This window comes from Variovorax sp. H27-G14 (genome assembly GCF_046156345.1).
In the GTDB taxonomy this organism is placed as follows: domain Bacteria; phylum Pseudomonadota; class Gammaproteobacteria; order Burkholderiales; family Burkholderiaceae_C; genus Variovorax.
This window is the reverse complement of sequence record NZ_JAYLVN010000014.1, coordinates 152,750-171,907: the sequence shown is the minus strand read 5'-3', so window position 1 is coordinate 171,907 and position 19,158 is coordinate 152,750. Positions and strand designations below refer to the sequence as shown.

Here is a 19,158-nt window from a genome sequence, read left to right as displayed (position 1 = left end):
ATTAAAGTGAACTTTCACTTCTATCTTCATGAGCGTTTTTAAGTCTTGCGACTTGTTCCGAAGAACTTACGCAATTACCTTCAAACGCCCACGCTTATCGGCTGTAAATTTTTAACGAACCCCGAAGAAAACTCATTGTCTGCTTCGGCTTGCTTGCTGTGATCAGCGAAGCCTTGTAGTCTATCACGGTTTTTTAAGTACCGTCAAACTTTTTTCGCTTTCTTCTTCTTCCGCAACCCGCTACTTTCGCAACAAGCCGCTGAATCCGTTTCAGCGAAGCCTTCGATTATGCACTGCTTTTTCAAACCGCGTCAACTTCGAAGGAAGTTTTTTTATCCACCAACTCGCTGCCAAACCCCGGAGAGCCTGACCGCGATTCACACCTTGAAGTGTGTGTCAGTCGAGCCCTCGATTATGCACAGTTTTCGACAGCATGGTCAACGAAACCAAAATTTTTTGACCGGGCAGCAAAAAGCCCGGACGTGCCGGGCTTGTGCCAGTCGCTGAAGTGAACAGCTCAGCTCTTCACTTCCAGCTGGTTATCTACAGACATGACGCCTTGAACACCCTTGGCAATCTCTTCGGCGCGCGCCTTGGCTGCGGCCGTGGGTGCCGGCCCCTTCAGGCTCACCGCACCAGCCTTTGTGTCGACATTGATCTTGATTGCACTCAGATCCGGGTCTTTGGCCAGGCCCGCCGAAACAGAAGCAGTGATGGCGGCGTCGTCCACCTTCGCGCTCACTGCGGAGCCAACCTCCTTGGCTGCCTCCTTCACATTGGCCATGCCATCCTTCAACTCTGCGGTGGTGCCAGATGCGTCGACCTTGGCCTTGGCCTCCTTGACGGCCTCACCTGTCTTGGCAGCAGCTGTTTCCGCGGCCTGTTCCGTCTTGGCCACGGCACTGTCGAGCTTCTCGCCCGCTGTGCGGCTATCAGACTTGTCGCAAGCAGCCAGCGTCAGGGCAGCGCCAGCCAGAAGCACGGCGAGCCAAGCGCGCGAATGCGGCTTGGCGAGGAATGGGGTGTTTTGCTCTTGTTTGCTCATGGGAACCTCCTGTCGATCGCGCAAAAAGGAAAAGGGCTGCGGCTACCCGTCGTGCGGGTGCGTGCAGCCCTTTGTCCGGTCACAGCTTGTCGGCGCCAGTCTTGATGGCGTCCTTGGCCTTTTCCTTCACGTCGCCATAGGTCTTCTGTACCTTGCCTGCGGCTTGATCGGCAACGCCTTCGCCTTCGAGCTTCTCATTGCCGACAACCTTGCCGGCAACTTCCTTCAGCTTGCCCTTGGCCTCTTCGACGCGGCCTGATACTTGGTCCTTGTTCATTGCGGTTCCTTCCTGGGTAGGTGAAATATGTGAGCCGACATGACCCACTGACTTCAATTTAGGCGCTGCCCGGCCCCACCGAACGCCGCCGGAAGCCCGAAGCGGTGTAGGACAACAAAGATCAGGCGGTGACGATCCATCCTTCAAGCGAATCGACGCATTCGGGCAAGCCGAATCCCGGCCCGCGGCTATCGGCGCGCTGAAAGCCCCAGGCGGCCTGAACAAGACAGAGCACCGCGTCGATGTCATCGCCGCGCGCATCCGCCAGCAGTTCGGCGCGCTGCTCCGCGCTGACACAGAGCTTCAGGCCCAGACGCGTGCGGCCAGCTTCCAGCGCTCGCAGCAGATCGGCGCGCGCAGCAAGGCGCTTCGGCGTCTGCTTGGCCAGGTCATCGCTCTTGTAGCTGCGCCGGGCAATCAGTTCGCGCGCCAGCATTCCGGGATACGCCTCCAGCGCGACGCGCCCGCCCGCATCACCCTGCTCACCCGCATGCAAACCCGGAATACGCGCACCCGCGGCCAACAGACGCGGCACGCCCGCATGAAGCATGTACGCCACCGGCGGATTCACCCACTTCATCGACGGACTGGAGCCGGCGGGCGCGTCGGCGGCGCGATGAGCGAACTTGCCGCCGACCGGACGGGCCGCACAGAACGCGGCAAAGGTGTTCCGGATGTCGGCGCGACTCATCTTGGCGTAATGGATCATCAGAGGCTCCCATTGCAAGGGCCAGCCAAGCTGCACGACCAATTCACGCGGCAGACTGAACGGAAAGTCGAAGCCGCCCACCCAGTCCGGCGTGGAGTTCAGCCAGTCGCCCCATGCGTCGAGCGTGGAAAAACGTTGAAGGCGCGTCAGCACGACATGATCGGTGCCGACCTGCTCGCCCACCGCAACCACGATGGGCTTGCGCCGCGTCGGCGCGCTCGAGAAGTCGCAACCGAACAGCAACATCGCCTCAGCCCAGGGCCAGCGCCACTACGCCGGCGGCGATGAACAGCGCGCCCAGCAGCCGCAGCAACCGATCGCCCTCGCGCAGCAGGTGTCCTCCGATCAGCGCGGCGAACAGCATCGACACCTCGCGCGCCGGCGCCACATGGGAGATGGGCGCCTGCTGCACCGCATACAGCACCAGCACATACGACACCGGGCTGACCGCCGCCACCAGCAGCGCGTACTTCCACTGTTCACGCCACATGCGCGCGGTGGTGGCACGGTCCTTCAGCGCAACGGGCGTCAGCAACACCATTCGCACGAGGTTGCCGAAGTAGTCCAGCAGGATCGGCGACATGGCCAGGAACTTGACTGCATAGCTGTCCGTCACGGTATAGGCCGCGATGAAGCCACCGGTGAGCACGCCGTAGCGAATGCCCTTGTGCACGCGCTCGCGCTGCACCGGGTCTTGCGCCTTGCGCCACAGCTTCGGCCCGCCGGCAATGAGGAACACGCCGATCACCACGCCCGCGATGCCCGCCACGCCAAAGAGACTGATCTTCTCGCCGAGAAAAAGCACCGCCACCAGCGACGACAGCAACGGCCCCGAGCCGCGCGCCAGCGGATACACCACCGTCAGATCGGAGCGGCGGTAGCCGCGCAGCAGCACGATGAAATAGAAGATGTGCAGCACGCCGCTGAGCACGACGAAGCCCCATTCGGTCAGCCCCCAGCCCGGCACCACGTTCCAGCCCAGCGTGACGCCCACGGGCGCCCAGATGAGCATGTTGAAAACGCTGGTCTGGAAGCTGAAGCGCGCGTCACCGTTCGCCTTCTTGGCGGCGATGTTCCAGCTGGCATGAATGACCCCGGCGAGCAGGATCAGCGCGAATGCGGAGAGCGGCACCCCAGGGTCAGTGGCGGCCGACGATGGCGGCGGTGGCCATCAGTTCTTCCAGCAGCGCCAGCGAAACTTTGCCCGACACCGTGTAGGGGTTGAGCTCTGGCTTTTCGGAGTACTTCAGCAGCGTCGAGGCGTTGAGCTTGGACAGGTTGACCTGCCCCATGGTCCAGCCACCGAAGCGGCGCTCGGCAATTTCTTCGTAGTGCAGCAGCACCACGTCCTTGTGGCGCGCATCGCGCTGGATGTGCCCATACAACTCGCTGATGGCCATGCGTCCGCCCTCGATGGCCTGCAGAAAAGTGCCGGCCCCGTAGCACAGGATGCCGGTGATGCCGCATGCCGGGTTGTGCGTGCGCGACTGCGTGAGGATCGAATCGATGGCCGCGGGGCTGGTGTCGACGGCGCGGCTGGCGTAGAGAAGTCGGACCAGCATGGCTCAGCTCTTTCGGGGAAGAAGAGAAAGGAATTCGCGGCGCAGGCTCGGGTCCTTGAGGAACACGCCGCGCATCACGGAGTTGATCATCTTGCTGTCCATTTCCTTCACGCCGCGCCAGGCCATGCAGAAATGCTCGGCTTCCATCACCAGCGCGAGGCCGTCGGGCTGCGTCTTCTCCTGGATCAGGTCGGCCAGCTGCACCACGGCTTCTTCCTGAATCTGGGGGCGGCCCATGACCCATTCAGCCAGGCGCGCGTACTTCGACAGGCCGATCACGTTGGTGTGCTCGTTGGGCATCACGCCAATCCAGAGCTTGCCGATGATCGGGCAGAAATGATGCGAGCAGGCGCTGCGCACGGTGATCGGGCCGACGATCATCAGCTCGTTCAGGTGCTCTGCGTTGGGGAACTCGGTGAGCGCGGGCGGCGGCACATAGCGGCCGCGGAACACCTCGTTCACGTACATCTTGGCGACGCGGCGTGCGGTGTTGTCGGTGTTGTGATCGTTCTCGACGTCAATGACCAGGCTCTCGAGCACGCCCTTCATCTTGACCTCGACCTCGTCGAGCAGCGCTTCCAGCTCGCCCGGTTCGATGAACGCGGCAATGTTGTCGTTGGCATTGAAGCGCTTGCGCGCTGCGGTGATGCGCTCGCGGATCTTCACGGAGACGGGGGTGCCCTCGTCATCGTCTTTTCGATCGGGGAGCGGTTCGACGTCGGTTTTCCTCAGCATGGCGGGGATCGTACCAGTGAATGACTCCAGGGCATTCGGGCTGCAACGCCCGCCCCTTCTCGGAGCAATGCTATGAATTAAGTAGCGTGAAATCGGCCACCAGCGGCAGGTGATCGGACATTCGCGCCCATATCGGGCCCCGGGGCACGGTACAGGCCAGCGGCTCCAACTTGCGCCCGTAAACGAAATCGAGCTGCGCCACCGGCAGGCGCGACGGGTAGGTGAGCGTGCGCGGACCGCGCAGATCGCTGGCGTCGCGCATCCCCATCGCGTTCATGGCGTAGCGCATGCGCGCGCCCCAGTCGTTGAAGTCGCCCGCCACCACCACGGCCTCGTCGGGCGGCACTTCGCGGTCGATGAACTCGCGCAGCCGAGCAATCTGGCGCACCCGGCTGCCCTTGATGAGGCCCAGGTGCACCACGATCGCGTGCACCGGCTGGCCGTCGACGTCGATCACCACATGCAGCAACCCGCGCTGCTCGAAGCGGTGGTCGGAAATGTCCTGGTGGCTGGTGCGAATCACCGGCCAGCGCGTGAGCAGCGCATTGCCGTGCTCGCCGTGGCGGGTGACGGCATTGGTCTCGTAGACGGCGGTGTAGCCCTCGGGCGCCAAAAAATCGGCCTGCGGCAGCTCGGGCCAGCGCGCGAAACGCGCCGCGGCCTGCCGGTTCATCTTGCGCACTTCCTGCAGGCAGACGATGTCGGCGTCGAGCTGCTCGATGGCGTGGCCCAGGTTGTGGATTTCGAGCCGGCGTGCGGGGCCGATGCCTTGCACACCCTTGTGGATGTTGTAGGTCGCGACCCGAAGGTTGTGTGCTGCTGCGGGCTGGTTCATCGGGCAAATTCTGGCAGCAACAGAATGGCTTCGGCGTTCGATGGGGAAAAGCAGGCGCCGGCCGCGTCGCGGTACGGCAGCCAGCGCCAGTCGGTGTGCTCGCGCGGTGCCAGCACCGGCGTGAGGCGTTCGGGCACGCAAAGGCCGAACAGGTGCTCGGTGTTGTGGGTCACGCCTGGCGCGTAGCGGGCTCGCCAGCGGGGATAGATTTCGTAGACATTGGTCAGGCCCCAGTCGACGAGCCGGGACGCCAGGGGCGTGCCCGCGCCGCACTGGACGCCGGTTTCCTCGGCCACCTCGCGCGCCGCCGTGAGCGCCAGCGGTTCGTCGGCGAGGTCCTTGCTGCCGGTGACCGACTGCCAGAAGTCGGTCTCGGCGTCCGCACGCCGGATCAGCAGCACATCGAGTGCCGGAGTGTGGATCACGACCAGCACCGACTCCGGAATCTTCCAGGGTCGGGTGCCGGTCGTCATGGCGGGTGTCAGTCCGCCTGCGCCGTGTTGCGCAGCTTGATGTGCAGCTCGCGCAACTGCTTCTCGTCGACCGGGCTCGGCGCCTGCGTCAGCAGGTCTTGCGCGCGCTGGGTCTTGGGGAAGGCGATGACGTCGCGAATCGACTCGGCGCCGGTCATCAGCATGACCAGGCGGTCCAGGCCAATGGCAATGCCACCGTGCGGCGGTGCGCCGTACTGCAGCGCGTCCAGCAGAAAGCCGAACTTGAGCTGCGCGTCCTCGGCGCTGATCTTCAGCGCGCGGAACACCTTGCTCTGCACTTCTTCACGGTGGATACGCACCGAACCGCCGCCCATCTCGATGCCGTTCAGCACCATGTCATAGGCCTTGGCAATGCACTTCTCGGGCGCGGTGTCCATGAGGTCTTCATGGCCGTCCTTGGGCGCGGTGAACGGGTGGTGCACGGCGCTCCAGCGCTGGCCTTCCTCGTCGAACTCGAACATCGGGAAGTCGACCACCCACAGCGGTGCCCAGCGATCGTCGAACAGGCCGCTCTTCTTGCCGAAGGGGCTGTGGCCGATCTTCACGCGCAGCGCGCCAATGGCGTCGTTGACGACCTTTTCCTTGTCGGCGCCGAAGAACAGAATGTCGCCGTTGCACGCACCCGTGCGGGCGATGATTTCGGCCAGCGTGTTGTCGTCCAGGTTCTTCACGATCGGGCTTTGCAGGCCTTCGCGGCCGGCTGCTGCATCGTTGACCTTGATGTAGGCCAGGCCCTTGGCGCCGTAGATCTTCACGAATTCTTGATACGCGTCGATTTCACCGCGCGACATGCCGCCTTCGGCACCGCCGCCGGGCACGCGCAGCGCCACGACACGGCCGCCTTCCATGGTGGCGGCGTTCGAGAACACCTTGAATTCCACGCGCTTCATCAGCTCGGTGAGTTCGGTGAACTCGAGCTTCACGCGCAGGTCGGGCTTGTCCGAGCCGTACTTGAACATCGCGTCGCCGTACGTCATGGTCGGGAACACCGGCAGGTCGATGCCCGCGGCGTTGCGGAACATGGTGCGCACCATGCCTTCGAACATCTCGCGAATTTCTTCTTCCGACAGGAACGAGGTCTCGATGTCGATCTGCGTGAATTCGGGCTGGCGGTCGGCGCGCAAGTCTTCGTCGCGGAAGCACTTCACGATCTGGTAGTAGCGGTCGTAGCCGGCCACCATCAGCAGCTGCTTGAACAGCTGCGGCGACTGCGGCAGCGCGAAGAAGCTGCCGTCGTGCACGCGGCTGGGCACCAGGTAATCGCGCGCGCCTTCGGGCGTGGACTTGCCCAGCATCGGGGTCTCGATGTCGATGAAGCCGTTGGCATCGAGAAACTTGCGCGTTTCCATCGTCACCTTGTAGCGCAGCATCATGTTGCGCTGCATGGCCGGGCGGCGCAGGTCGAGCACGCGGTGCGTGAGGCGGGTGGTTTCCGACAGGTTGTCGTCGTCCAGCAGGAACGGTGGCGTGACCGAGGGGTTGAGCACCTTCAGCTCGTGGCACAGCACTTCGATCTTGCCGCTCTTCAAGCCGTCGTTGGTCGTGCCTTCGGGGCGCGCGCGCACCAGGCCGGTGATCTGAATGCAGAACTCGTTGCGCAGGTTCTCGGCCACGGCGAAGGTAGAGGCGCGATCGGGGTCGCACACCACCTGCACGTAGCCTTCGCGGTCACGCACGTCGACGAAGATCACGCCGCCGTGGTCGCGGCGACGGTTGACCCAGCCGCACAGAGTGACGGTCTGGCCCAGCAGGGCTTCGGTCACGAGACCGCAATATTGAGTACGCATGGCCATAGGAACAATCCATTCCGGCGCCTTGTGGGCGCGTTCGTTTTTATGAGTTGGAAGACTTCACCGCCACCGCAGAGGGGCCGCCTGGAACGACCACCCCCATCGAGACGATGTACTTGAGCGCTTCGTCCACGCTCATCTTCAGTTCGATGCAGTCGCTGCGCTTGAGCATCACGAAGTAGCCGCCCGTCGGGTTGGGCGTGGTGGGCACGTAGACACCGAGGTAGTCGCCACCGCCCAGGTGCTCGACCACGTCGGCGCCGGGCGTGCCGGTGACGAAGGCGATGGTCCAGAGCCCTTCACGCGGCCACTGCACCAGCACCGCCGTGCGAAAGGCATTGCCGTTCTCGGAGAACAGCGTGTCCGACACCTGCTTGACGCTCGAATAGATCGAGCGCACGACCGGAATGCGCCGCACCACGGCGTCGCCCCAGCCCAGCAGGCGCTTGCCCACGAAGTTGCTGGCCACCGCCCCCACCACCAGCAAGATTGCCAGCGTGAGCAGCACGCCCAGCCCGCGCACGTTGTTGTCGTAGAGCCAGCGCTGCCAGGCGCCGGGCAGCACCCAGAGCGTCTGGTCCAGCGTGTCGATGATCCACTTCAGCACCGCGAGGGTGATGAACAGCGGAACGATCACCAGCAAGCCGGAGAACAACCATTTGCGCAGGGCGAGCATGGCGGTCGGTGTGTGTAGGGGTCAGTCGCCGCTCTTGGCGGCAGGGGCCGGCGCGGGAGCCGGGGCAGCGGGCGCGGGTGCCGCTGCGGGCGCCGGGCCTGGCGCGGCGGAAGAAGAGGATGAGGACGACTCGCCGGGCTTGGCGGATGAGGCGGCGTCGCCCGAAGCGGGTGCGGCGGCCGGTTCGGCCTTCTTGCCGCCACCGTCGCGAAAATCGGTCACGTACCAGCCCGAGCCCTTGAGCTGGAAGCCGGCGGCCGTGACCTGTTTTTCGAACGCACTCGCGCCGCAGTTCGGACACACCGTGAGGGGCGCGTCGGACATCTTTTGCAAAGTGTCTTTGGCAAAGCCGCAGGCACTGCACTTGTAGGCGTAAATGGGCATGGGAATGGGTTAAAAAAAGCGGCGCAGCTGCCGCTCGCAAAGCCCTCGATTATAGGGCCGCCCCCGCCAAAGGGCGCCCGGACCGGCGCCCAGGCCCCGGCTTCAGGCGGGTTCCGTCGCCAAAGGACGGTGCGGCGTGTGCGTGTTGGCCACCCATTGCGGCAGCAGCGAACCGACCCCCATGCCCACGAACGCGCACAACACGCCCGCCAACTGCGCCGGAAAAGCGTTGCCCCAGGGCATCCACAAGAACAGCAACCACACGCCGATGCCAAGCACGATCGAGGCGATGGCGCCCTGCGTGGTGGCGCGGCGCCAGTACAGCCCGCACACCAGAGGCACGAAAGCGCCCACCAGCGGCACCTGGTAGGCGCCGGAGACCAGTTCGTAGATCGGCGTGCCCTGCATGCGGATGGCATAAGCCAGCACGGCGGCGCTGAACAGCAGCACCGTGATGCGCATCGTGCGAAGGTTCTCGCGGTCGGTGCCGGCCGGGCGGAACTGACGCCAGATGTTCTCGGTGAAGGTGACGCTGGGCGCCAGCAAAGTGGCCGAGGCGGTCGACTTGATGGCCGAGAGCAGCGCACCGAAGAACAGCACCTGCATCACGAACGGCATCTTCTGCAGCACCAGCGTGGGCAGCACCTTCTGCGGATCTTCCTTCAGCAGCACGGCCACCTCCTGCGGCATGATCAGCAGCGCGCTGGCCACCAGGAACATCGGCACGAAGGCGAACAGGATGTACGCCACACCGCCGATCACCGGGCCTCGGGTGGCCGCCTTCACGCTGTTGGCCGACATCACGCGCTGGAACACGTCCTGCTGCGGAATGGAGCCGAGCATCATCGTGATGGCGGCCGCAAAGAAGAACACCATGTCGTGCCAGTTGGGCTCGGGCCAGAACTTGAAGAGGTCCTTGCTCACGGCAAAGGCGACCACCTTGTCGGCGCCGCCGGCCATGTTGCCCGCGAACACCGCAATCACGGCCAGGCCGCTCACCAGAATGATCATTTGCATGAAGTCGGTGACGGCCACCGACCACATGCCGCCGAACAGCGTGTACGCCAGGATCGACACCACACCGATCACCATGCCCACCGGAATGCTGATGGCGCCTGCAGAAAGCAAATTGAACACCAGCCCCAGCGCCGTGACCTGCGCCGACACCCAGCCCAGGTAGCTCAGCATGATGATCAGCGAGCAGGCCACCTCCACGGTGCGCCCATAGCGCTCGCGGTAGTAGTCGCTGATGGTCAGCAGCGTCATGCGGTACAGCTTGCCCGCGAAAAACAGGCCCACCAGGATCAGGCAGGTGCCCGCGCCGAACGGGTCTTCCACCACGCCGTGCAGCCCGCCTTCGATGAATTTCGCGGGGATGCCAAGCACCGTTTCGGAGCCGAACCAGGTCGCGAAGGTGGTTGTGACGATCATGAAGAGCGGCAGGTGCCGCCCGGCAATGGCGAAGTCGGTGGTGTTCTTCACCCGCTTGGCGGCGTACAGGCCGATGGCGATGGTGACCAGCAGATAGACGATGACCAGCGTCAGCAGCACAACGAAGACTCCTCTAGAACAAACGCACGCGCACCAGCAACTGCATGGCGAGCAACCCCAATACAAAACCTATGCCACCGTAGACGATGGCCTGAAGCAACCGGTTGGTGCGTTTCTGTTCGGCCAGCAGTTCGAGCAGCTCGCGCCGGTTGTCGGCGGGGCGATTTTCCAGAAAATCGTGCAACAGCCGCGGGAACTGGGGCAGCAATTTCGCGTAGCGCGGCGCCTCGGCCTTGAGTTGCTGCAGCAGCTTCTTCGGGCCGATCTGGTCGACCATCCACTTCTCGAGGAAGGGCTTGGCCGTGGCCCACAGGTCGAGGTCGGGGTCGATGTTGCGGCCCAGGCCTTCGATGTTGAGCAGCGTCTTCTGCAGCAACACCAGCTGCGGCTGAATCTCCACCTGAAAGCGGCGCGAGGTCTGGAACAGGCGCATCAGCACCATGCCCAGCGACAGCTCCTTCAGCGGCCGGTCGAAGTACGGCTCGCACACGGTGCGAATGGCGGCCTCCAGCTCGTCGATGCGGGTGCCCACCGGCACCCAGCCGCTTTCCAGGTGCAGCTCGGCCACACGCTTGTAGTCGCGCCGGAAGAAGGCCACGAAGTTCTGCGCCAGGTATTCCTTGTCGGACTCGGTCAGCGTGCCGATGATCCCGAAGTCCAGCGAGATGTAGCGACCGAAGGTCTCCGGCTCCAGGCTCACCTGGATGTTGCCCGGGTGCATGTCGGCATGGAAGAAGCCGTCGCGGAACACCTGCGTGAAGAAGATGGTGACACCGTCGCGCGCCAACTTGGGAATGTCGACGCCGGCCGCGCGCAGGCGGTCCATCTGCGCAATGGGCACACCCTTCATGCGCTCCATGACCATGACCTCGGGGTGGCAGAAGTCCCAGAACATCTCGGGAATCATCACCAGGTCGAGCGAGGCCATGTTGCGGCGCAACTGGGCCGCATTGGCGGCCTCGCGCACCAGGTCGAGCTCGTCGTGCAGGTACTTGTCGAACTCGCCGACCACCTCGCGCGGCTTCAGGCGCTTGCCGTCGGCCGACAGCCCTTCGACCCAGCCGGCCATCATGGCCATCAGCGCCAGGTCTTTTTCGATCACGCCGCGCATGTTGGGGCGCAGCACCTTCACGGCCACTTCGCGCACATCGCCCTGGTTGGTGCGGATGGTCGCAAAGTGCACCTGCGCGATCGATGCGCTGGCGATGGGGGTTTCGTCGAACTGGATGAACACGTCGCCCACCGGGCGGCGGAACGCGCGCTCGATGGTGGCGATGGCCACCGCCGATGGGAACGGCGGCACGCGGTCCTGCAGGAACGCCAGCTCGTCGGCGATGTCGGGCGGCAGCAGGTCGCGCCGCGTCGACAGCACCTGGCCGAACTTCACGAAGATGGGGCCGAGCCGCTCCAGGGCTTCGCGCAGCCGCTGGCCGCGCGGCGCGTCCAGGTTGCGCCCGATGGACACGATGCGCGCCACCACTTTCAGCCAAGGCTTCTGGAAGCTCGTGAGCACCAGCTCATCGAGACCGTAGCGCAGCGCAACCCAGACGATGAACAGGCCGCGGTAGAAGCGACTCATTCGACCTTGCCCACCGAGCCGGCGGCCTTGGCCGCGCGGTCGCCGACGAACTGGCGCAGCGCGCCAGCGACGCGGCGCACGGCGTTGCCCAGCGTGTGCGCGGGCACATCGCCAATCACGCGGGCCAGGTCGTCCTCGACGTCCCAGCGCACGTGGTCGACAAGCCAGTTGACCTCGGCGGCCAACTGCACGTCGCCGATGATCTGCACGGCAGGCTTGTCACCGCGCAGCGTGGCACGGGCTATATCGAGGGGGGAATCGTCGGTGACGGTGAGCGTCAGCTCGGGCACTGCGCCGGCGGGGGCCAGGTCGAGCAGGCCGGCGGGCGTGGCCACCAGCTCCATCGTGACAAAGCGCCACTGGAAGCGCACCACCCTGCCCTGCTGGCGCAACAGGCGCTGCTGGGCTTCGGGCTCCTGCTGAAGCACATGGTTCAGGAACAGGACGACGCGGTGCTGAATTTCATGAACCGCCCAGTCGGGCGGTTGCAGACGCTCGCCGATGCGGTTGAACAGGTCGCCGAGAAAAGAAAATGGGGACGATGGTGTGGCCATGTCCCCATTATCTCGTCAGTGCCGCGGCCCTGTGACGGCCGCGTTTCAGCTTTTTACTGCAGTGCCTGCACGCCTGCCACCAGCCAGCCACCATTGCCGTTGGTCGGCTTGGTCATGTTCCACACTTCGCGGAACGGGCCAGGGCCGGCCGAGGCGTCTTCGCGGATCATGCCGGAGAACTCCACGCTGGCCATGTAGGCCTCGGGCAGCTCTTCGATGCCCAGCAGCTTGGCGTCGAGCATGACCACTTCGGTCTTGTTCGAGGCACCGCCCGTGTGGCCGGCGCGATCGGCCAGCTGCGTGCGGATTTCTTCGACCATGCTGTCGGTCATCATCGAACGCAGCATCGACACGTCGGCGCGGTCCCAGGCGTCCTGCAGCGTCACGAAGTTGCGCTTGGCGGCACCGAGGAAACCGTCGACATCGAAGCCCGTGGGAATGCCCCAGGACTGCGAACCGCCGAGTGCCGAGCCGATCATGCTGCCACCGGCCGCGGCGCCTGCCGCGGAAAGGCTGCTGCCGTGCGGCGTGTCATTCGCAGGAGCGGCATCGAACGAAGTGGCGGTGCGCTCCCATGGGCGTGCCGATGCGTCGTTGCCGACGTTGGCCGGGCTGTACTGCGCCGGCGCGCTGGCGTTGCTCGGGCTGGCGCCCGCGCCCTGGAACGCAAAGCCACCCTGGCGGCTTGCGCCCGAGGCCTGCGAGCGCGCCTTGATCATGCGCCACACCACCACACCGGCCAGCACCAGCAGGCCGATCAGCAGGATGTTGCCGAAGCCGGCACCCATGCCCAGCGAATGCGCGAGCCATGCGAGACCCAGGCCAGCGGCCAGGCCGCCGAGCATGGCGCCCCACGGACGCTTAGGTGCAGCGGCAGCGGGTGCAGGCGTTGCAGGCTTCGCAGCCGCGTTGGTCGCGTTCTGCTGCGCCGGCGCGGCGGGCGGCGTGGCCTGGCGTTGCGTCACGTTGGACGACTGGCGCCCCACCGACTTGCCGCCACCCATGCGAGCCGCCTCGGCCTGGACACTGCCCAGCACCAACGCAGCAGCCAAAAACAAAGTACCCAAATTCTTCATGTCGTCTCCTCTCGAGCGAAAGATTCGCCTCATCAACATTTGATTCCAACATGGAGGGCAGCGATGCCACCCGTCATGTTGTGATAGTCCACATGTCCGAAACCGCCCTCTTTCATGAGGGTCTTGAGCTCCTCTTGCGAGGGGTGCATCCGGATCGATTCGGCCAGGTAGCGGTAGCTGGCGTCGTCGCCGGCCACGAGCTTGCCCAAGCGCGGCAGCACGTTGAAGGAGTACCAGTCGTAGGCCTTGGCCAGCGGCTTGGCAACCTTCGAGAACTCGAGCACGAGCAGTTTGCCGCCCGGCTTGATCACGCGGTTCATTTCCTTCAGTGCGGCATCTTTGTGCGTCATGTTGCGCAGGCCGAAGGCCACCGTCACCACGTCGAAGTGGTTGTCGGGAAAGGGCAGCTTCTCCGCGTCGCAGACCGTGGTGGGCAGCGAGATGCCGGCGTCGAGCAGGCGGTCGCGCCCGGTGCGCAGCATGGCTTCGTTGATGTCGGTGTGGACCACCTGGCCCGTGGCGCCGACCTTCTTGGCGAAGGTCATGGCCAGGTCGCCGGTGCCGCCCGCGATGTCGAGAACGCGCGAGCCTTCGCCCACGTTCGCAACCATCACGGTGTACGCCTTCCAGGCGCGGTGCAGGCCGGCCGACATCAGGTCGTTCATGACGTCGTAGCGGGATGCGACCGAATCGAAGACACCGCGAACGCGGCGAGCCTTCTCGCTTTCGTCGACTGTTTCAAAGCCGAAGTGTGTGGTACTCATGCGACCGATGTTAGGCCGGAAGCCCTCACATCAAGCCGACGACCCCGCGCGCACGGCGGGCATTCGTTGCTTTTTTTGCCCCACCCTTTCCGGGGGTAGGGCCATGTACGCGATCGCGGCGCTGGCGTTTCGAGCGATCGCGCGCGCTCAGTGGCTGCCGCAGGCGGAGCCGCTCTTGTCGATCATCGGCGCATCGCGGTCGATGCCAGCTTCGGCCAGGCGGCGCTCGTAGGTGGCCCACAACTCGGCCTGCTTGGCACCCAGTTCGTAGAGCAGGTCCCACGAATAGATGCCGGTGTTGTGGCCGTCGCTGAAGGTCGGCTGCACCGCGTAGTTGCCCACGGGCTCGAGGTTGACCAGCTCCACGTCGCGTTTGCCCGTCTGCAGAATTTCCTGGCCCGGGCCGTGGCCCTGCACTTCGGCCGACGGCGAGCAGATGCGCATCAGCTCGAAGGGAATGCGAAAGCTCGCGCCGTCCGAGAAGCCCACTTCGAGCACGCGCGACTGCCCGTGCACGGTGATCGATTGCGGCGTCGGTGCGCCCGGTTTCAAGCCTGCCATCAAAAACTCCTGTTGACCAAGCGCGCGATCATCGCAGCCTCCATCTCCGGCAGCCGTGCCGCAATGCCCGCCTCTTGCGCCGCATTGCGCTCGCGCTGCACCGGAGCCCACACCGACCCCGGAAAATGACTGTCTTCAGCGAAGCGCGCAATCACGTGCCAGTGCAGGTGCGCCACCATGTTGCCGAGCGCGGCCAGGTTGATCTTGGCCGGCGCGAGATGCTCACGCAGGCACTGCTCGAGCACCGTCACGGCCTCCATGCACAGCGTGCGGTCGGCCGCGTCGAGGTCGGAAAACTCCGGCGCATGGTCGCGCCACACCACGCGGTAGAAGGCCGGAAAGCCTTCCTCCTGTGCATGGATGACGCGCAGCTTCGCGCCCTCGAACACAAGGCGCCCGCCAGGCCCCTCGCACAGCACGCAGCCCTGCGCCTTCGTCATACCAGCACCCGCTCGATCCCGCCCTGGTTGGCCGCCGCCACATAGGTCGGCATCCAGTCGGCGCCAAGGATCTTGTTGGCCATCTCGACCACGATGTAGTCGGCTTCGAGCAGCCCGTTGTTCAGGTCGTTGCCGTAGCGCGAGAGGCCCTGCAGGCAGCTTGGGCAGCTGGTGAGGATCTTCACGTTGCCCTTCTCGCCGACGGCGCCGCTCTCGCGCAACTCGGCCTCGCCCTTCTTCAGCTCTTCTTCCTTGCGAAAGCGGATCTGCGTCGAGATGTCCGGCCGCGACACGCCCAGCGTGCCCGACTCGCCGCAGCAGCGGTCGTTCTTGAGCACGTTGTCACCGACCAGCGCCTTCACCGTCTTCATCGGGTCCTGCAGCTTCATCGGCGAGTGGCAGGGGTCGTGGTACAGGTAGCCGCCACCGCCCGCACCGGCCAGCGTGATGCCTTTCTCCAGCAGGTACTCGTGGATGTCGATGATCCGGCAGCCCGGAAAGATCTTGTCGAACTGGTAACCCTGCAGCTGGTCGTAGCAGGTGCCGCAGCTCACCACCACCGTCTTGATGTCCAGGTAGTTCAGCGTGTTGGCCACGCGGTGGAAGAGCACGCGGTTGTCGGTGATCATCTTCTCGGCCTTGTCGAACTGGCCGCTGCCGCGTTGCGGATAGCCGCAGCACAGATACCCGGGCGGCAGCACCGTCTGCACGCCTGCGTGCCACAGCATGGCTTGCGTGGCGAGCCCCACCTGCGAGAACAACCGCTCCGACCCGCACCCCGGAAAGTAGAAGACCGCCTCGGTCTCCGAGGTCGTCGTCTTCGGATCGCGAATGATCGGCACGTAGTCCGCATCCTCGATGTCCAGCAACGCGCGCGCCGTCTGCTTGGGCAGGTTGCCCGGCATCTTCTTGTTGATGAAGTGAATCACCTGCTCTTTGAGAGGCGCCGGCCCCAGCGTGGCCGGCGGCGCGCCGGTCTGCTTTTTCGCCAGGCCGCGCAGCAGGTCGTTGGCCAGGCGCTGCGCCTTGAAGCCGATGCCCACCATGCCTGCGCGCACCGCCTTGATGGTCTGCGGGTTGGTCGCGTTCAGGAAGAACATGGCGGCCGCGTTGCCGGGACGGAAGCTCTTCTGGCCCATCTTGCGCAGCAGGTTGCGCATGTTCATCGACACGTCGCCAAAGTCGATCTTCACCGGGCAGGGCGTGAGGCATTTGTGGCACACGGTGCAGTGGTCGGCCACGTCCTCGAACTCTTCCCAGTGCTTGATGCTGATGCCGCGCCGGGTCTGCTCCTCGTACAGAAAAGCTTCCACCAGCAGCGAGGTCGCGAGGATCTTGTTGCGCGGGCTGTAGAGCAGGTTGGCGCGCGGCACGTGCGTGGCGCACACCGGCTTGCACTTGCCGCAACGCAGGCAGTCCTTCACGCTGTCGGCAATGGCGCCGATGTCGCTCTGCTGCATGATCAGCGACTCGTGCCCCATGAGGCCGAAGCTGGGCGTGTACGCGTTGGTCAGGTCGGCATGCAGCGTGACCGCTTCGCCCGCCGGCGCGCGCAGCAGCTTGCCCTTGTTGAAGCGGCCTTCCGGGTCGACCCGGGCCTTGTATTCGGTGAAGGGGCGCAGTTCTTCATCGGTCAAGAACTCGAGCTTGGTGATGCCGATGCCGTGCTCGCCCGAGATCACACCGTCCAGGCTGCGCGCCAGCGCCATGATGCGCACCACTGCGGCATGCGCGGTCTGCAGCATGTCGTAGTTGTCGCTGTTCACGGGGATGTTGGTGTGCACGTTGCCGTCGCCCGCGTGCATGTGCAGCGCGACCCACACGCGGCCCTTGAGCACGCGCTTGTGGATGGCGGTGCATTCGGCCAGGATCGGGGCAAATTCAGCGCCCGAAAAAATCTCCTGCAGCGGCTGGCGCAACTGGGTCTTCCAGCTCGCGCGCAGCGAATGGTCCTGCAGCTGCACAAACTGTGCGTCGACGTCGCGCAGCCAGCCGGCCCACAGTGTGCGCACCTCCTGCACCAGCGTCACGGCCTGCGCCACGCGGTCTTCTAGCAGCTCGGCCGCCGGAATTTCGTGCGCGTCGTCGGTCTTGCCCAATGGCAGGTTGCCGCGCACCAGGAAGGCCTCCAGCTCGTCGGTGAGCGCGAGCTTGTTCTGCAACGACAGCTCGATGTTGATGCGCTCGATGCCGTCGCTGTACTCGGCCATGCGCGGCAGCGGAATCACCACGTCTTCGTTGATCTTGAAGGCGTTGGTGTGCTTGCTGATGGCGGCCGTGCGCTTGCGGTCGAGCCAGAATTTCTTGCGTGCCTCGGGGCTGATGGCCACAAAACCTTCGCCGCTGCGCGAATTGGCGATGCGCACCACTTCCGATGTGACGCGCGCCACGTCGTCGGCGTTGTCGCCAGCGATGTCGCCGAACAGCACCATCTTGGGCAGGCCGCCGTGCTTCTTCGACTTGGTGGCGTAGCCCACGGCCTTCAGGTAACGGTCGTCCAGGTGCTCCAGGCCGGCCAGCAGCACGCCCGAGCGCTTCTGCTCGGCGAACATGAAGTCCTTGATTTCCACGATGCTGGGCACCGCGTCCTTGGCATTGCCAAAGAACTCCAGGCACACGGTGCGCGTGTGCGCGGGCATCTTGTGCACCACCCAGCGGCAGCTGGTGATGAGGCCGTCGCAGCCCTCCTTCTGGATGCCCGGCAGGCCCGACAGAAACTTGTCGGTCACGTCCTTGCCCAGACCTTCCTTGCGGAAGCTGCGACCGGGAATGTCGAGGCGCTCGGTGCGCAGCTTGGTCTTGCCGTCGGCCGCGTAGTACTGCAGCTCGAACAGGGCGCTTTCGGCGTCGTGGATCTTGCCCAGGTTGTGCCCGATGCGCGTGACTTCGAGCCATTCGGCCTGCGGCGTGACCATGCGCCACGAGGCTAGGTTGTCCAGCGCCGTGCCCCACAGCACGGCCTTCTTGCCGCCCGCGTTCATGGCGACGTTGCCGCCGACACAAGACGCTTCGGCCGACGTGGGGTCGACCGCGAACACGAAGCCCGCGCGCTCGGCCGCGTCGGCCACGCGCTGCGTGACCACGCCGGCCTCGGTCCAGATGGTGGGCACCGGCTCGGCCAGGCCGGGCAGCGCCATGTGCTCGACCTCGGTCATCGCCTCGAGCTTCTCGGTGTTGATGACCACGCTGTCCCAGGTCAGCGGAATCGCGCCGCCGGTGTAGCCGGTGCCGCCGCCGCGCGGAATGATGGTCAGGCCCAGCTCGATGCAGCCCTTCACCAACAGCGCCATTTCGGCCTCGGTGTCGGGGCACAGCACCACGAACGGATATTCCACCCGCCAGTCGGTGGCGTCGGTCACGTGCGACACGCGCGAGAGCCCGTCGAACTTGATGTTGTCCTTGGCCGTGAGCCGGCCCAGCACGCGCGTGGCCTTGCGGCGCAGGGCGGCCACGTCGCGGAACTTGGTGTCGAAGGCCGCCACGGCGTCGCCCACCAGCTTGGTGAGCTCGCCCACGAGCTGGTCGCGCGAGGCATCGCTGTCGGGGGTGCGGCGCTTCTGCACTTCGCTCAGGCGGTGCTTGAGGGCCTCGACCAGCTGGCCGCGGCGGCGCGGGTTGTCGAGCAGGTCGTCGACCAGGTAGGGGTTGCGCTGCACCACCCAGATGTCGCCCAGCACCTCGTAGAGCATGCGGGCCGATCGACCGGTGCGGCGCTCGGCGCGCAGGGTCTGCAGCAGTTCCCAGCCGCGTTCGCCCAGCAGGCGAATCACGATTTCTCGGTCGGAGAAGCTGGTGTAGTTGTACGGGATCTCGCGCAGTCGTACAGGCTCTGCGGCCTGTGACAACAGCGTGTTCAACGCGGTCGGAGCATTCATCGGGTGGGGCGCCTCGGCCGGGCGCTGCGCACCCATAGCCGGGCCGGGCATTTTAGGGCAGGCACTGGGGTCTTGCCTCTTTGGCTTGGCGTTGCCCTTGTGCTAAGGGCGCTGACCCTGTGTGCCAGGGCGGTTGTCGTGGCGTGGATGCCGTCGGCCCTCACCCCCGCCCTCTCCCCGGGGGAGAGGGAGCAATACCGGGGAGATGAACAACCGCTGTGCCCAAGGCACCCATCGCCGCCCCCCAAGGA

Annotated in this window: 19 protein-coding genes; all 19 read right to left on the bottom strand. The window is 65.0% G+C overall.

Annotation, left to right across the window (positions count from 1 at the left end; translation table 11 throughout):
- Window positions 1-517 precede the first annotated feature (517 nt).
- Window positions 518-1,045 (bottom strand): BON domain-containing protein, encoded by a 528-nt coding sequence (locus tag VLK31_RS26465; RefSeq protein WP_409171445.1) that lies wholly within the window; start codon window positions 1,043-1,045, stop codon window positions 518-520.
- Window positions 1,046-1,124: 79 nt separating this feature from the next.
- Window positions 1,125-1,322 (bottom strand): CsbD family protein, encoded by a 198-nt coding sequence (locus VLK31_RS26460; RefSeq protein ID WP_409171444.1) that lies wholly within the window; start codon window positions 1,320-1,322, stop codon window positions 1,125-1,127.
- Between the two features lie 121 nt (window positions 1,323-1,443).
- Complete coding sequence (locus tag VLK31_RS26455; protein WP_409171443.1) at window positions 1,444-2,277, bottom strand: DUF429 domain-containing protein; 834 nt, start codon at window positions 2,275-2,277, stop codon at window positions 1,444-1,446.
- Between the two features lie 4 nt (window positions 2,278-2,281).
- Window positions 2,282-3,163, bottom strand: a complete 882-nt coding sequence (locus VLK31_RS26450) for an EamA family transporter (RefSeq protein WP_409171442.1) — start codon at window positions 3,161-3,163, stop codon at window positions 2,282-2,284.
- A 7-nt stretch (window positions 3,164-3,170) separates the two neighbouring features.
- Window positions 3,171-3,593, bottom strand: coding sequence for a BLUF domain-containing protein (locus tag VLK31_RS26445; RefSeq protein WP_409171441.1), 423 nt, complete (start codon window positions 3,591-3,593; stop codon window positions 3,171-3,173).
- Window positions 3,594-3,596: 3 nt separating this feature from the next.
- Complete coding sequence (folE, locus tag VLK31_RS26440) at window positions 3,597-4,328, bottom strand: GTP cyclohydrolase I (RefSeq protein ID WP_409171440.1); 732 nt, start codon at window positions 4,326-4,328, stop codon at window positions 3,597-3,599.
- A 70-nt stretch (window positions 4,329-4,398) separates the two neighbouring features.
- Complete coding sequence (locus VLK31_RS26435) at window positions 4,399-5,163, bottom strand: endonuclease/exonuclease/phosphatase family protein (RefSeq protein ID WP_409171439.1); 765 nt, start codon at window positions 5,161-5,163, stop codon at window positions 4,399-4,401.
- Complete coding sequence (gene nudB / locus VLK31_RS26430; protein ID WP_409171438.1) at window positions 5,160-5,636, bottom strand: dihydroneopterin triphosphate diphosphatase; 477 nt, start codon at window positions 5,634-5,636, stop codon at window positions 5,160-5,162. The genes VLK31_RS26435 and nudB overlap by 4 nt, the downstream gene beginning before the upstream one ends.
- 8 nt (window positions 5,637-5,644) lie before the next feature.
- Window positions 5,645-7,450 (bottom strand): aspartate--tRNA ligase, encoded by a 1,806-nt coding sequence (aspS, locus tag VLK31_RS26425; RefSeq protein ID WP_409171437.1) that lies wholly within the window; start codon window positions 7,448-7,450, stop codon window positions 5,645-5,647.
- A 40-nt stretch (window positions 7,451-7,490) separates the two neighbouring features.
- Window positions 7,491-8,123, bottom strand: coding sequence for a DUF502 domain-containing protein (locus VLK31_RS26420; protein WP_409171436.1), 633 nt, complete (start codon window positions 8,121-8,123; stop codon window positions 7,491-7,493).
- A 21-nt stretch (window positions 8,124-8,144) separates the two neighbouring features.
- Entirely contained in the window at window positions 8,145-8,507 is a 363-nt protein-coding gene (locus tag VLK31_RS26415; RefSeq protein WP_409171435.1) for an FmdB family zinc ribbon protein, read from the bottom strand.
- A gap of 102 nt (window positions 8,508-8,609) precedes the next feature.
- Window positions 8,610-10,058: a sodium:solute symporter family protein gene (locus VLK31_RS26410; protein WP_409171434.1), complete on the bottom strand. Its 1,449-nt coding sequence runs from the start codon at window positions 10,056-10,058 to the stop codon at window positions 8,610-8,612.
- A 13-nt stretch (window positions 10,059-10,071) separates the two neighbouring features.
- Window positions 10,072-11,637 carry a ubiquinone biosynthesis regulatory protein kinase UbiB gene (gene ubiB / locus VLK31_RS26405; RefSeq protein ID WP_409171433.1) on the bottom strand — a complete coding sequence of 522 codons (1,566 nt, stop codon included), beginning with the start codon at window positions 11,635-11,637 and terminating at the stop codon, window positions 10,072-10,074.
- Window positions 11,634-12,191 (bottom strand): SCP2 domain-containing protein, encoded by a 558-nt coding sequence (locus VLK31_RS26400; protein ID WP_409171432.1) that lies wholly within the window; start codon window positions 12,189-12,191, stop codon window positions 11,634-11,636. Before VLK31_RS26400 ends, ubiB begins: the two co-directional genes overlap by 4 nt.
- 53 nt (window positions 12,192-12,244) lie before the next feature.
- Complete coding sequence (locus VLK31_RS26395; protein WP_409171430.1) at window positions 12,245-13,267, bottom strand: Tim44 domain-containing protein; 1,023 nt, start codon at window positions 13,265-13,267, stop codon at window positions 12,245-12,247.
- 32 nt (window positions 13,268-13,299) lie between these two features.
- Window positions 13,300-14,031, bottom strand: a complete 732-nt coding sequence (gene ubiE / locus VLK31_RS26390; protein ID WP_409171429.1) for a bifunctional demethylmenaquinone methyltransferase/2-methoxy-6-polyprenyl-1,4-benzoquinol methylase UbiE — start codon at window positions 14,029-14,031, stop codon at window positions 13,300-13,302.
- A 147-nt stretch (window positions 14,032-14,178) separates the two neighbouring features.
- Window positions 14,179-14,592, bottom strand: a complete 414-nt coding sequence (locus tag VLK31_RS26385) for a gamma-butyrobetaine hydroxylase-like domain-containing protein (RefSeq protein WP_409171428.1) — start codon at window positions 14,590-14,592, stop codon at window positions 14,179-14,181.
- Window positions 14,592-15,032, bottom strand: a complete 441-nt coding sequence (locus VLK31_RS26380; protein ID WP_409171427.1) for an HIT family protein — start codon at window positions 15,030-15,032, stop codon at window positions 14,592-14,594. The genes VLK31_RS26385 and VLK31_RS26380 overlap by 1 nt, the downstream gene beginning before the upstream one ends.
- Window positions 15,029-18,907: a DUF3683 domain-containing protein gene (locus VLK31_RS26375; RefSeq protein ID WP_409171426.1), complete on the bottom strand. Its 3,879-nt coding sequence runs from the start codon at window positions 18,905-18,907 to the stop codon at window positions 15,029-15,031. Before VLK31_RS26375 ends, VLK31_RS26380 begins: the two co-directional genes overlap by 4 nt.
- Between the last annotated feature and the right edge of the window lie 251 nt (window positions 18,908-19,158).